At 51.2% G+C, this 14,029-nt stretch carries 9 protein-coding genes and 1 pseudogene; 2 read left to right on the forward strand and 8 right to left on the reverse strand.

Annotation, left to right across the window (positions count from 1 at the left end; genetic code table 11):
* Positions 1 to 70: 70 nt before the first annotated feature.
* From MHI42_RS03225 to MHI42_RS03235, 3 genes are all read right to left on the reverse strand, one after another.
* Complete coding sequence (locus MHI42_RS03225) at positions 71 to 976, reverse strand: NUDIX domain-containing protein (RefSeq protein ID WP_342422754.1); 906 nt, start codon at positions 974 to 976, stop codon at positions 71 to 73.
* A gap of 121 nt (positions 977 to 1,097) precedes the next feature.
* Positions 1,098 to 1,961: a cation diffusion facilitator family transporter gene (locus MHI42_RS03230; RefSeq protein ID WP_171719392.1), complete on the reverse strand. Its 864-nt coding sequence runs from the start codon at positions 1,959 to 1,961 to the stop codon at positions 1,098 to 1,100.
* A gap of 325 nt (positions 1,962 to 2,286) precedes the next feature.
* A complete protein-coding gene (locus MHI42_RS03235) occupies positions 2,287 to 2,790 on the reverse strand; it encodes a ferritin (protein ID WP_039292730.1) in 504 nt (167 codons plus the stop codon).
* Positions 2,791 to 2,906: 116 nt separating this feature from the next.
* Here MHI42_RS03235 and nagZ point away from each other — a divergent pair, with 116 nt between their 5' ends.
* Positions 2,907 to 4,280, forward strand: coding sequence for a beta-N-acetylhexosaminidase (gene nagZ / locus MHI42_RS03240; protein ID WP_342422755.1), 1,374 nt, complete (start codon positions 2,907 to 2,909; stop codon positions 4,278 to 4,280).
* A gap of 285 nt (positions 4,281 to 4,565) precedes the next feature.
* On the opposite strand, the gene MHI42_RS03245 is transcribed toward nagZ, so the two are convergent.
* From MHI42_RS03245 to MHI42_RS03265, 5 genes and pseudogenes are all read right to left on the reverse strand, one after another.
* Positions 4,566 to 5,669: an efflux RND transporter periplasmic adaptor subunit gene (locus tag MHI42_RS03245; RefSeq protein ID WP_340987318.1), complete on the reverse strand. Its 1,104-nt coding sequence runs from the start codon at positions 5,667 to 5,669 to the stop codon at positions 4,566 to 4,568.
* 24 nt (positions 5,670 to 5,693) lie between these two features.
* Positions 5,694 to 7,085, reverse strand: coding sequence for an ABC transporter permease (locus MHI42_RS03250; RefSeq protein WP_342422756.1), 1,392 nt, complete (start codon positions 7,083 to 7,085; stop codon positions 5,694 to 5,696).
* A 242-nt stretch (positions 7,086 to 7,327) separates the two neighbouring features.
* Positions 7,328 to 7,987, reverse strand: a pseudogene (locus MHI42_RS03255) (ABC transporter ATP-binding protein); the annotation flags it as partial.
* 64 nt (positions 7,988 to 8,051) lie between these two features.
* On the reverse strand, positions 8,052 to 10,649 hold the full coding sequence (locus MHI42_RS03260; RefSeq protein WP_342422757.1) for a hypothetical protein: 2,598 nt from the start codon (positions 10,647 to 10,649) through the stop codon (positions 8,052 to 8,054).
* A 183-nt stretch (positions 10,650 to 10,832) separates the two neighbouring features.
* Entirely contained in the window at positions 10,833 to 11,666 is an 834-nt protein-coding gene (locus tag MHI42_RS03265) for an AraC family transcriptional regulator (protein WP_342422758.1), read from the reverse strand.
* A 144-nt stretch (positions 11,667 to 11,810) separates the two neighbouring features.
* Between MHI42_RS03265 and MHI42_RS03270 the strand changes: the two genes are divergently transcribed.
* On the forward strand, positions 11,811 to 13,874 hold the full coding sequence (locus tag MHI42_RS03270; RefSeq protein WP_342422759.1) for a beta-galactosidase: 2,064 nt from the start codon (positions 11,811 to 11,813) through the stop codon (positions 13,872 to 13,874).
* Positions 13,875 to 14,029 lie beyond the last annotated feature (155 nt).

The raw sequence follows: 14,029 nt of genomic DNA on the forward strand, positions 1-14,029 counted from the left end.
TTTGTTATGGAAGGAGTACGATATAGCTAAGTCATTGACCTGTTCATATGCGAGCCTGTATTTCGCCTTCTCAAGTTAGATTCCACTCCAGATTGTATCTGTACAGCTTCGATGGGCGGTGACCGGCATCACGGGTACTCTCATCCGTCTCAATTACCCGCTCAGCAATCTTGCGGCGGAATGCGGCGGCGAGCAGCTCTTTGCCAAGGATGATTTCATACACACGCTGAAGCTCGGACAAGGTGAACAGCGGCGGCATCAGATTGAACACAATATCGGTATACTCAGCTTTGCCGCGCAAGCGTTCGATTGCAGCCTGCACCATCATCAGATGGTCAAAAGAGAAACCCGAGCTCCGGACAATCTCACGGTCCATATGGCGGACATGGCCCCGGATGGTTTCGGTAAGCTTGACCACACCGCTGAGCCTCGCCTGTTCATTCTGCAGAATAATCTCCACAAATGTCTCCAGCCGGATACCCTGCTCCAGCTCCTCGCGGCGGGTCTCCAGGATATTGTAGGAAACCTCAAACCAGGCGGCGGCTGCCGCATCATCCCCTGCTTGTACAGTCAAGGCTTTGCGGTCCACGAGTGCCATGTAAGAACAGCTGATCACCCGCATCCGCGGATCACGCTGAACATCGCCCCAGGTATATAACTGTTCCATATAAATATTATCGATATTAGTCTCACTGTACAGCTCCCGGCGGGCTGCCTCCTCTACACTTTCGTGGATCCCCACGAATCCTCCAGGCAACGCCCATTGTCCCAGAAAAGGATGTTCACCGCGCTGTATCAGCAGAAGCTGCAGCGACTTCTCCGCCAGCTTGCGGTAATTATCCTGCTGTTCCTCCATTACGGTGAAGATCAGCATATCCACAGCAACTGACGGACGTTCATAGTTCCCGGCGTCATACGTCTTCAGGAACTGCTCCTCGGTTAGACCGTTGTGATCAATGACAGGTTGATTAGGCATTGGCAGGCTCCTTTTATAGGAATATCTTAATATTATCCCATTGTTAATAACATATCGTTATTATATACCCGCTGCCAAGGTATGCGTCAAGTAAAAAGGTGTTGAATCCATCTATATATCATCACAAGGGTTCAATATGGACAAGCACTGTAGCTACTTGATGGCGGTCCTTCAACTGATCTTCAATCTCTTCCGTAATGTCATGGCTCTGCACCACATTCAGTCTGGAATCCACAAGTACCGTAGTATCCACTAGTACATTGTTTCCGTGAATGCGGGCTTTGATATCCTTAATTAACTCTACGCCTTCAATCTCCGATACCGTCTGCTTCATTAATTCCAGCTCACCTGCATCGAATCCGTCTGTCAGGTCATGAGTGGCTTTGCGGAAGATATCCCAAGCGGTTTTGCAGATCAGCAGACCGACAATGGTAGCGGTGAGCGGATCAAGCCACGGAATGCCGAACTGTGAGCCGATGATACCTATGAAGGCACCCACGCTTACGAGTGCATCCGAACGGTTATCCTGCGCAACGGCATGCATCGCATTGCTGTTCAATTTGCGGGCAAGCTTGATGTTATACCTAAACACAGCGATCATAATCACAGCACAGGCAGCTGCCGTCCACGCGGCAATTAGATCAGGGGTTTCCAGTGAAGGCTGAATGAACTTGTTGACACCCTGATACAGCACTTGAAAGCCTACAGCAATCATTATGAAGGAGGCGATCAATGCAGCAACTGTCTCTGCTCTGAAATGACCATAGCTGTGATTGGAATCCGGGGGTCTGCGGGAAATCTTCAGGCCTGTCAAAATTGCTATGGAAGCAATAATATCGGTGCTGTTATTCAGTCCGTCCGCAAGTAATGCCTGCGAGCCTGAAACAGAGCCGATGAACAATTTGACGGCAGATAGCAGTATGTAGGCTAGTAGACTAAGCCAAGCCCCTTTTTCACTTTGCTTGATATCGCTGTAATTATCCAAGAAAAAGGACCTCCAAATAATAGTATTGTTCCATACTACACGCTGACTAGCGGGTGGGTCTAGAGAAACAGTGTTGCCGGACGGCGCAAGAGTTAACCCCGCCAAATAGAGTTGCGGAGCCGGAAGTATGTTGCCTCGCACAACATTGTTTGCCCCGGTTCAACATTGAGCACAATCCCTGCTGCAGAACCCAGTAACTTTTCATTGCAAACATCGTCTAACTAATAAGAAGCCGTCACGGCAGCCGCATTAAAAAGCGGATACCATCCTTATAAAGGAGGCATCCGCTGTAAAAGCAAACGAAAGGGACAAGTCCGGAATCATATTATTCCGCCGGAGGTGTAAAGGAACGGGCGGCGAACTCGGCATCCAGCATATAGAAGGCATTACTGTCCGTTTCAATCCGTTTGAGCTTGGCGATAATATTGCTGAAGAGCGCTTCTTCTTCCACCTGCTCGTCAATGAACCATTTGAGGAAATAGATTGTAGCATGCTCGCGTTCATCCAGGGCCAAATCAGCCAGATGATAGAATTTCTTCGTATTCTGCTGCTCATGGGCGAAGGCATGCTCGAACGCATCCAGCATGGATGAATATTCATTGTTCGGCTCCGGCAGGGCGGCAAGGGTGGCACGATAGTCACGGTCATTAAGGAATTTGTAGATTTTCATTGCATGGAACCGCTCTTCTTCAGCCTGCACCAGGAAAAAGTTGGCGAATCCATCCAGACTTTCACCGGAACAATACGCGGCCATTGCCAGGTATACATGAGCGGAGTAGAACTCGAAATTCATCTGTTCATTAAGCGTGTTCATTAATTGTTCTTTCATTGACAGGTCACCTCATCCTTCTCATTTGTGTACACAGTAAGCAGTTCTTATGTAAAATCTACTTCATCTTATCATTCCTACACGCCAATCAGCAAACGAAAGGACGAATCTCAACAATGAAATGGTTCAGCCCACGGCAATATAAGTCGACCCCGCATCAGCACCCGCTCCTCCTCTTGACAACCGTTGTATGTCTTCTGCTGGCAAGCGGTTGTGAAGGAAGCGGAGGCTCTGCACAGGCAGGCACGGGTCCTTCGCGGGCACCGGCATCAGCTTCACCCTCTGCTCCGGTGACTACACCGGCAGCAACAGCAGCAGCAACACCTGCAGCCAGTGTCCAGCCCTCCGCTACTCCAGCTTCGGCAGCAGACAGTACAGACACTAATGACGTTATCTCCCGGAAGCTAGCCGGAATGACACTGGAGGACAAGATCGGGCAGATGCTGCTGGTCGGAATCGATGGAACTACGGCAGCGTCAGCGGCACAGAAGATGATTGCCGAAGACAAGGTTGGCGGAATCATCCTCTATTCCGATAATATCAGCAGCCTGAAGCAATTGGTCAGTCTGACCAATGCCTTGAAGAAGAGCAATAACGGCAATCCGGCCCCGCTGTTCATGAGCGTGGACCAGGAAGGCGGCAAGGTGAGCAGACTTCCTAATGAATATGCAGTGTTCCCTTCCAATGCAGCGGTAGGGAAAGGGAATAATGCTGCCGCTGCCGGAACGATGGGCGAACTTCTGGCCCGGGCGGTGAAGTCCTCCGGCTTCAACATGGATTTCGCACCTGTCCTTGATATTAACAGCAATCCGGATAACCCGGTTATTGGTGACCGCTCCTTCGGCAGCACTGCAGATCTGGTAGTCCGCCTCGGCATCGCCGAAATGAAGGGCTTAGAGTCTGAAGGAATTGTGCCTGTAGTGAAGCATTACCCCGGCCATGGGGATACTTCCGTCGATTCCCATCTGGAGCTGCCGGTAATTAACAAAACAGAGGCGCAGCTCGCCAAGCTGGAATGGCTGCCTTTCCAGGCGGCTATTAAGGAGAAGGCAGATGCAGTAATGGTAGCCCATATCCTGTATCCGAAGCTGGACCCCGAGAAACCCGCTTCCCTGTCCCGAGTAATCATCGGTGAGCAACTGCGCGGAGAGATGGGCTTCAAGGGAGTCGTCATTACCGATGATCTTACGATGGGCGCTATTGTCAAGAACTACAGCCTCGCTGCGGCTGCAGTCGATACTGTACGGGCCGGCAGCGATATTCTGCTGGTCGCCCACGAGTACAAGAATGAGCAGGCGGTGCGGGCCGCTCTGCTCAGCAGCGTGAAGGACGGTACGATCACAGAGGCACGGATTGATGAAAGTGTCTACCGTATTCTTGCACTGAAAGCCAAATATGAGCTGACCGATCAGGCGGTCCCCGTCCCGGATCTTACCGGGCTGAACAGCGAGATCAAAGCCTGGCGTAAGCCATTTCAGCAGAACAAGTAGTTAACAAGCGGAATCGGTACCACTCTCAACAATTTATACGGTCTGGGGAAGTGAAGCTTACTCCTTATGCAGTAGCGAGAGTTGTGAACCAGCAGAGTTGGAAAAAAGGCACTTAATTCTGCCGAAATCATGCGCTTCAGGGAAGCAGTTGGATTAAGTACAGACATCAAATTAGATGTACTAATTCCACTTAGATCATCCGCCGCGCTCCGCCTGTAATTTATATTTAAAAAAAGCCCCAAACCCGGCAATCAACCAGGTTTGGGGCTTTTCACTGCTGCTATACTACTGAAGAACTACCGTATCCCCAGCCTTCAAGCCTGAGAGTACTTCAGTCTTCTCTGTCGTTTCCATGCCGATCTTGATCTCCGTGCGCTCATATTGGCCGTTCCCTTTGTCCAGCATGACATAAGCCAGATCTCCTTCATGGACAACGGCAATACTGGAGACCACTACCGCCTTCTCTTTACGCGAGGTCTCGATATCACCGCTGAGGCTGAGGCCGCCGATCAGATGCTCGTCGGGCTGCAGGGAGATGACTACTTCGAATTGCGGGATTTGCCCAGCCGTATTCTGGCCGGTGGTCGTCGTCGCAAATTTGGATACCTCGGTTACTTCCCCATTAAGGATCAGATCCTTCATCGCTGTCATCTTCACCTGTACCTTCATCCCTTTTTTGATACGGAAGATATCCTGCTCTCCGACCTGTGCAATGAACTCCAGCTTGTTCAGATCAACGATCTTGCCGATGTACTGGTTATCTGTAACTGTCTGCGGACGTTCAGTACTGCTGTCGTAGAGGAAGATGCCGTTCTCGGGTGCATGATAGACCGCCGTGTTCAGCTTCGCTTTTTTATCCGCAAGCTCCTTGGCCTGGATCTCCGCATTCACCTGATTCAGCTCGTCGTTCAGACGCGCAGCCTCCTGGGCAGCCAGCGCCTTCAGCCGTTCCGCTTCCGTACCGGCCGGAGCCGCACTATCATCCTCCTGCTGGCTGACAAAAGCGTTCAGCTCCGCCTCCAGCTTCGTTTTGCGGTTGGCAGCTTCTGCCGTCGCAATCTCATTGCGGAGTGTGCTCTGATCCAGGGTAAAGAGGACATCCCCTTTCTTGACCTGTGCCCCGTTCTCTACTTTCCAGGCGGTCACCTTAGAGGCAAACGGTGCATACACCAGCGTCTCCTGCTGGTATTGCGATCTTCCTTTTACCTGTATCGAGCTGGTCAGCGTCTCCTCCGTTACCGGGAAACTGATTACCTGCATCGTTTCCGGCGGAAGCTCTGCCGCCTCCTTGCCCTTGAAGAACTTGGTATACCCCAGATAACCTGCGGTACTGATGATACCTAAGATTATGATCCACTTCAGGCTCTTCTTTAGAGTCCTCTTCATCATTTCGGCTTCCTTTCTAGCTTAGGCTTAATCTCGTTTAATAGCGGTCAACGCATCGGTTCGGGAGGCGCTGATGGCCGGATAGATTCCGGACAGAACTCCGGTCATAATGGCAAAGGATATCCCGATCGGCAAATTCATCGGCGGGATGAAGAAATTCATCCCATCGCCTGCCGAACCGACCAGCTTATTAAGCCCCATGACAATTAAATAGGAGAACAAGACACCGAGCAGTCCGCCCAGCAATCCCAGAAGCGCGGCTTCTGTAATAAACATATTGCGGATCTGACCCATGTTAGCCCCCAGGACTTTCATAATGCCAATCTGCCGGCGACGCTGATGGGTGGACATCGTCATAGCCACAATAATGGAGATCGAGGCGATAATCAGAATGAATACACCGATGCCGAGTGCTGCCATCTTAATCATGTCAAATTGTTCCTTCAGCATCTCCTGCTGGAACAGATTGTCTTGAGCGTTCAGTGACAGCTTCTGAATCATCTGCTCGACCGATTTGATGTTCGCCACATCGTCCACTTTCACTGTAACTGCGTTATAGCTGCCCTCTTCCGGGAGATTGAGGACACTGGTGGTGGAATTATCAAATACCAGCTCCTTGGAGAGCTGCGCTGCAGTTTCAGGTGATATATACATAATCTTGTCATACGAAGCCTGCATGTCGTCGATCCCTTTTGCTCCTTCAAGAATGCCGCCCACCTGAAGCGGGGAGCTAAGCTTCGTTGCAGGTGTAGTTGTGCTATAGTCCTGCGCCTGAATCTGAATCTGCTTGCGGTACAGCTCGGAGGGCTGGATCGATAGTTTTCTATACTGCTCCTGAATATCCTGATTGAACGGATCATTGCCCATACTTTCATAAAGCTTCTGGCGGGTCTCCAAGTCGATTAAGCCCAGCGTCGCCCCGTAATTGAGCACGATCGTTCCCGGCTGGCCATTCGCTCCGCCCTGCTTGAATTTATGATCGTATTCCGTCAGCATCTGCAGATCGGCGACTATGATCCTGACATCAGCAATCTTATTGTCGATCGTCACCAGCTGCAGATATCCGGCCTCCTGAAAAGGTGAAGCGGCCTTCACATGATTCAGTCCCTGGATAATCTTCAGCTTCTGGTCCGTCAGCTTGCCCGGGTCGAGGTTCTCATTCACCTCTCCAGAACCGCCGCCTCCGCTGCCACCCTTGCCGTTTGAAGGAATCCCCCCGCCCGGCGAGACCATAATTTCGTCCATTTTGAAACTTTGGTTCACCTGTTCGGTCACATAGACTTGAGCAGATTGGCCCACACTCAAGGCCACGATAATTGCTGCGCAGCCGATGGAAATCCCGGTCATACATAGACCTGTAACCACCTTGCGCCGTTTGACCTGTTCCCAGGCCATCCGTGAAATATCTCTGATCTTCACGGCTTCCCTCCCTCTGCAGGCTCAGCTTCAGCAGGTGTCTGCTGCTCAGCTTCAGCAGGCGTCTGCTCTTCAGTCCCTGCAGCTGTCTGCTCCTCAGCCTCTGCAGCTGTCTGCTCCTCAGTCTCTACAGCTGCCTGCTGCTCGTCTTCCACAGCTGCCTTCTGTTCAGTCTCTGCAGCTGTCTGCTCTTCAGTCTCTACAGCTGCCTGCTGCCCGGCTTTCGCAGCTGTCTGCTGCTCAGTGATCAGGAAGCCGTCTCTGAGCGTAAAGATCCGCTGCATTTGTTCCGCCACCTTATATTCATGTGTAACTACAATAAACGTGGTTTTCATCGTACGGTTCAGATTCAGCAGAATGCTGATAATCTCCTCCTCGGTCTTGGAATCCAGGTTCCCGGTAGGCTCATCTGCGAAGATGACCGACGGTTCTGTGATCAGTGACCGGGCAATACTGACCCGCTGCTGCTGTCCCCCGGAGAGCTGGGAAGGGAATAAATCCGCTTTGTCGGGAATGCCCACCTGCTCCAGCAGGGCGAGCGCCTTCTTCTTGCGGACGGATGGAGACACCGATTGGAATACAAGCGGCAGCTCCACATTCTCCCGGACAGTCAGGCTGGTAATCAGCTCATACGCCTGAAAGATAAATCCGATATGCTTGCGCCGGAACTCGGCAAGCTTATTCTCGCCCATCTTCACAATGTCCTGGTCGGCAATGTAAATATGACCTTCCGTCGGCTTCATCAGTCCGGCCATCAGGTTGAGCAGTGTAGACTTGCCGGACCCGGAACTCCCCAGCAGTGCGACCATCTCTCCCTGTTTGACGGCAAAATTGATTTTATGGAGAACGGATGTCCATTCATTGCCGGTTTTGAACGAATGCGTTATATCTTCAACACGCAACATGGAAGCTGCTCCTTTTTAAGAATACAAGAATTTATATATTTAGTTAGGCTGATGTGAATATCAATTACTCTGATTTAGGCGGAAGCTCTTCTTTGACCAAATAGACCTGGCCGCCGAGCATCAGCCGTTCGCCCTGGAATTCATCATACAAGGTTAATTTATAAGTACCACCGCCGAGAGTTTTGTACAGGCTTCTGTTGATGGAGAGCGAATAGACGTTGTTCGTTCCCTCTATCAGGTCGGTACCTATGGTGAGCGTCTTTTCCTGCGAGATTCCGAAAGGATCGGTAATTTGTAGAATAAGCTTATGCTCCAACGCTCCTGCATCGTATTGATAATCCCGCTTCAAATTGTAGTTAATTGAAATATTGATAGTATCCGTGGATATCAGATGTTTGCCTTCTGAGCTCAGGAAGGAAATGGTATAAGGATACAGAACCGTATTCAGTAGTGTGGTTGCCGGTACATTGGCCTGCGGATTCAGCTGGAGCGCAGCCACATCCACAAATCCGGTCGCTTCCTCTTTACTCTCAATCAGCTTGCCTCCGTTGATACCGGCACCCAGATAGAGGGAGATGTCACTGATGTCCGTGGTTTTGGGCAGCTTGGTCCAGAAGACCACGAGCTGTTTCGCACCGGGAGCAGCGCTGTTATCCGATTGGCTAGGCGTTGCCTCAAAATATTGGCCATCTTTGGTTCTGTAATACGCCTGCAGCCGGGCCATCTTGCTCTGTCGTTTCTCTTCACTGCTCATGAGCAGCTCAGTATAGACCAGATTATAGTTTTCCCCTTCATAGACTGTGGTTCTGTTCTCCTGCACAGTGGCTGTTTTGCCTTTTCCATTGACGGTGTAGTTCTTGCCCTGCGGAATGATGGCAATACTGTTAATCGAGTTGTTGATGCTCAGATCCAGGAATGGAACAGTTTCTGTATTCACTGTGCCGTATAAGGCGATTCGGATATCCTGGAACTCAGCCGTATAGGCGATTTTGCCGAGTACATACAGTACCACTGACTTGCCGGGGGCCAGGACCGATGATTCTTTATTGTCCATGAACAGATCCGTAGTCACGAGCAGGCTGTCATTGTCGAGCTTAATGGAACCCTTAAGTTCCGGCAGGGTCAGCGACACGGATTGTGTATTGGTAATTTTCAGTCTGGCGGCTACAATATCATCATCTCTCCAAGGGTAACGCTGCACAGATTGAATACTATAGGAGAAAGAGCCGTATGAATTCGTCATCATGTACTCCTGCCCCGTCTGCACATCCGCACGAAGCGCGTAAGGAATGACGAAATAGGCAACCGGGAAAATCATTTTGGATGTCGTCGCTCCGCTGCCGGCATTCCCTGCACCAGACGCTCCTTCTGTACCTTCTGAACCTGCCGTACCAGATCCAACTGCTGTATCCGCGCCAACCGCTTCGATCATCATCAGCTGCAGGCCGGACTGCTCCACTTCAAGCGGTACGCGGACCGTCAGCGGAATGATTTTGGTCTCTAGCGGCTTGAGTGTAACTCCGCTTAACCCCTTCGCACTCACCGGAAAGGTTGTGCCTTTCTGGGATTTGACCGCCAGCTCATAGCTTGGCAGCGTTACTGCTTTGTTGCCGGTATTCTTGATCTGCATCTGAAAAGTCCATACCGCATCCGCATCCTGGGAATATACATTGGCATTGCGTATCAGCGTTTCTATGGTATTGCTGTTCACGATGATTTTTTTGACTACGCCGCTGCCGACGACCAGATTAGGTGATGTGGCCGCTGGAAGCTTATAGGCCGATTTCGGCAGCTCCAGCTTCGTAGTTTCATCCTTTTGCGTAAATTGTAGCTTCATATTATCCGTCTTAAGGTAGGCTGGTATTTCGGCCAGATAATAGATGCTCCGCTTCTCTTGCGGCTGAATCTTGTAATCTGCCTGAGTGCTGCTTAATGCAAGCTCAAAGGAAGTCCCGCTGGCGGATACCAGATACGCGGAATACCCCGGATCACCCAGCACCTTATTTCCTTTATTGGTCAGATTGAGTCCAACCTTGGCATAGACTTTGCCGCCGTATTTGTAGAGCTGCAGTGAATCCGCACTGGCTGTAACAGGAATGTCGTTCATGGTGGTATTCAGGCTTGTACCGGCTGCAGCAGCTGTAGAGTAATTCGCCGGAACTGCGTAAGAGCCCGTCTGCTTCAGATACCCCTTCGCCTTGGCGTCCCAGACCAGCATGGAGATCTTAAGGCCCTGCAAGGATGAAGTTTGTCCCACATTTACATAGTAGGTAACGCTCAGACTTTCTTTCGCGCCGACTTTTTTCTTCAGTGCATCCGTTCCTACCGGATTCCCCGGAAGCACTGAACCGCCAGGTGTTACAACCCGTGAGAAATATTTCAGCAGACTCGCGCTTGAATTTCCGGAATTGGTATATTTCAGCGTATACGATACGATATTTCCGCCGGTCTGACTCCAGATGTTCACGTTCTCAAGGACTGCAGTCACCCCGGCTCCCAGCGGAACGGAATTGAATTTGAATGCTGGTGCAGCGGCGGGTGCCGCCGCGTTCTTTGATGTTGCGGCTGCGGCGGCAACGGGGGCAGCGATGCTGCCGGCCAGCTGGCCGGCTACAAGCGTACTCACGAGCAGAGCAGCATATGTAACTCTATACTTTCTCATTTATTTCCCTCCAGATGTATTTACTAGCAATATTATAGTTGCAGACAGCGTGGAAATTGTATCCACTTTGTAACCCTTCGCCTCCGGTTGTAACCTTCTCAAGCAAAAACATGTCAAGTACAGCACAAAAAGCGCGGATAATGTAACAAAGTTTGTTAATATTGTTTCGGCTACGCTATGATTCTATGAGCTGAACAGCCGTCTGTACTGGTTTGGCGGTAGGCCTTCCAGCTGTCTGAAGACCTTAATGAAGTAACTGGACTGGTGAAAACCGCATTGCAGCGCAATTTGCGAGACAGACAGCTCAGTCGAAACCAGCAGCAGCTTGGCACGGGCCATCCGGCAGTCACTTAAATAACGGTTCGGCGTCTTGCCCATTATGCTCCGGAACAACCGCAGAAAATGATAGCTGCTGTAACCGGCAAGCCTGGCCATCGCTTCCAGTGTCCAGGGCCGCTCGCATTCGCTGTGTATCCTGTCGGCCGTGAGCCGGATGGAATGTCTGATCTCCAGCGGCACCGACCCGTGCAGCGGTTCAGAATTCTGCATCAGCGTCACAAGAATCTCATAGAGCAGGGTAGACAGACGCGGTTCACTCCGGGTCTCATAAGCCGCACTTAGCCTGTACATCTCCTCGAAGACCGGTTCATAGCCCGTTCCGGGATCGAAGGTGAAAAAATAACCGCGGGAGTGATCCGCCTCCTCCAGCATCGGCAAAGATAAAGCTGTGGCGAAATGGACCCAGCGCACATTCCAGGCCTGGCCCGGATCAGAACCGTATTGCTGGTAAGCCCCCCGCGGGAACAGAAACCCGCTCCCCCGCTTCATCGATATCCGTTCCCCTTCCTGGAACACATACCCTTCTCCGCCAAAAACCATATGAAGGTTATAGCTGCCCAGGAAACCTTCGCTTCTGCGCTCCGCATGCTGCGGGAAGTCGCTGTAATGGCCCAGCATCTCCGGATAGCATACATAATGGGCATACGCTGGCTGCGGTAGAACATAATGCTTTTTCATACGATCCCCTCTTCTCTCCGCCTTGAATCAAGCACGCAATATAGTAATACAATAGCAATATTATGTTATATAAGTGTATATACTGCTGATAATACAATAGATTGGTACCAACAATAAAGCATATATTTACACTTGGAGGTTACTATGAAGAAACCTGTTGCTGCAGAACGATTCGAGCTTGGCGTCTGTTATTATCCCGAGCACTGGCCTGAATCCATGTGGGCGGATGATTACCGGCGGATGGTTGAAACCGGATTCACAATTGTACGTATGGGCGAGTTCGCCTGGTCACTCTTTGAACCGGAAGAAGGCCAATTTCAATTCGGCCTGTTTGACCGTGCTATAGATTTGGCGCACAGCTACGGGCTGAAGGTGATTATGGGAACACCTACTGCCACTCCGCCCGCCTGGCTTACCGAACAATATCCTGAGGTATTAAATGTGACTCATGAAGGTGTGACGATGCAGCATGGCATGCGCCGTCATTATAATTACAGCAGCCCCAAATACCGTGAGCTCAGCGCCAGAATTGTGACTAAGCTTGCAGAGCATTACGGCAGTCACCCCGGAGTGACCGGCTGGCAGATCGATAATGAATTGAACTGTGAGGTAAATGTGTTCTACTCGGAGAGTGACCATCTTGCCTTCCGGACGTGGCTTCAGGACAAATATGTAACACTGGATAAGCTGAACGAAGCCTGGGGCACCGTGTTCTGGAATCAGACTTATACGCGCTGGTCACAGGTCTATCTGACCCGGCCAACCCCCTCGCCTAACCAGCCCAATCCGCATCAGGCACTGGATGAGAAGCGTTTCATCTCTTATAACACGATTTATTTTGCCAAAATCCAGGCGGATATCCTCCGTGAACTGGCCCCTGACCAGTGGGTGACTACGAACGGCTTATTCGGACATCTGGACAGCCATGAGCTGAATGACGAGCTGCTGGACTTCTTCAGCTATGATTCATATCCGCAATTCTCAACCATTTACTTTGATCCGGCAGAGGTGAACCCGCTGCGTGACCGCGGCTGGGGACTGTCACTCTCTGCGGTCCGCTCGGTCAGCAGCAACTTCTGTGTGATGGAACAGCAGTCAGGACCCGGCGGTTGGGTCAACCGGATGGATATGCCATCTCCGAAGCCCGGGCAGATGCGGCTGTGGACTTATCAGTCCATCGCCCATGGTGCAGATATGCTGCTCTATTTCCGCTGGCGGACAGCTACTATGGGGAACGAAATCTATTGGCACGGCTTGAATGACTATCATAACCAGCCGAACCGGCGCGTGAAGGAAGCTGAGCAGATCGGCAAGGAGCTGGCAAAGATCGGCAAAGCCTTCATCGGCAGCCGGACTCAGGCTAATATCGCCATCGTTCGGGATTATGATAATGAGTGGGACGGGGAATATGACATCTGGCACGGGCCATTCATGTGGCAGAGCAACAAGGAATGGTTCAAGGCACTGCAGCGGAAGCATATCCCCAATGATGTTCTGTATATGCGCAGCAATACAACGCTTGCGGAGCTTGTGCGTTACGAGGTACTGGTCTACCCGCATCCGGCCATTATGAGCGACGACACAGCGGCCCTGCTGGATCAATATGTACAGCAAGGCGGGAAGCTGATCTTCGGCTGCCGCACCGGATACAAGGATACCACCGGACAATGTTATATGCGGCCTTTTCCCGGAGCAGCCCAGGAGATGTGCGGTGTAACCGTGGAAGAGTTCACTATGGTCAAAGGAACACGTCAGCCTACCTCGATCCGTTGGACGAATAATCCAGGGACGCTTACGGGTGCGGATGCTTTCAATGATATTCTTCATGTGGAAGAGGACAGTGTCGAGGTTATGGGAACCTACGCTACCGATTATTATGCCGGCAAACCGGCGGTAACCCGCAACAAGCGCGGCAAGGGGGAAGTCTGGTACTACGGGGCTGTATTCAATGAGCAGGCCGTGCTGCAAATGATCGGAAGTTTGGGGCTGAATTCACCAGCTGCCGAATGGCTGGAATTGCCGCCGGAGATTGAGCTGCAGATCCGCGCTTCTGAGGAAGATAACGCCGCAGGACTCACCTTCCTGCTTAACTATAGTGAAGAACCGGCAGAGATCGTGCTTAAGGAATCCAGAACGGATCTGCTGAGCGGACAAACCCTCACGGGAAGTTATACGCTGGACGGATATGGCGTTCTGGTGCTGGAATAACAATTCCTGTTAAGCCAAGGCATGACTAAATCAATATAAAAGGGTTCCGCCGCCGCAGATTGCTCTGTGGATAGCGGAACCCTTTTGCTTCTGCAAGCTGGCCGGTACCGAAACTGGCGAGGGCATTGCAGCATATAAAATATAGAATCTCCTTG

The organism is Paenibacillus sp. FSL E2-0178 (assembly GCF_038593005.1).
GTDB classification, from domain to species: Bacteria; Bacillota; Bacilli; order Paenibacillales; family Paenibacillaceae; genus Paenibacillus_AQ; species Paenibacillus_AQ phytohabitans.

Coding starts and splice junctions, on each gene's coding strand:
- MHI42_RS03225 (WP_342422754.1), bottom strand. CDS start 976: ATGCCTAATCAACCTGTCATTGATCACAACGGTCTAACCGAGGAGCAG.
- MHI42_RS03235 (WP_039292730.1), bottom strand. CDS start 2,790: ATGAAAGAACAATTAATGAACACGCTTAATGAACAGATGAATTTCGAG.
- nagZ (WP_342422755.1), top strand. CDS start 2,907: ATGAAATGGTTCAGCCCACGGCAATATAAGTCGACCCCGCATCAGCAC.
- MHI42_RS03245 (WP_340987318.1), bottom strand. CDS start 5,669: ATGATGAAGAGGACTCTAAAGAAGAGCCTGAAGTGGATCATAATCTTA.
- MHI42_RS03260 (WP_342422757.1), bottom strand. CDS start 10,649: ATGAGAAAGTATAGAGTTACATATGCTGCTCTGCTCGTGAGTACGCTT.
- MHI42_RS03265 (WP_342422758.1), bottom strand. CDS start 11,666: ATGAAAAAGCATTATGTTCTACCGCAGCCAGCGTATGCCCATTATGTA.
- MHI42_RS03270 (WP_342422759.1), top strand. CDS start 11,811: ATGAAGAAACCTGTTGCTGCAGAACGATTCGAGCTTGGCGTCTGTTAT.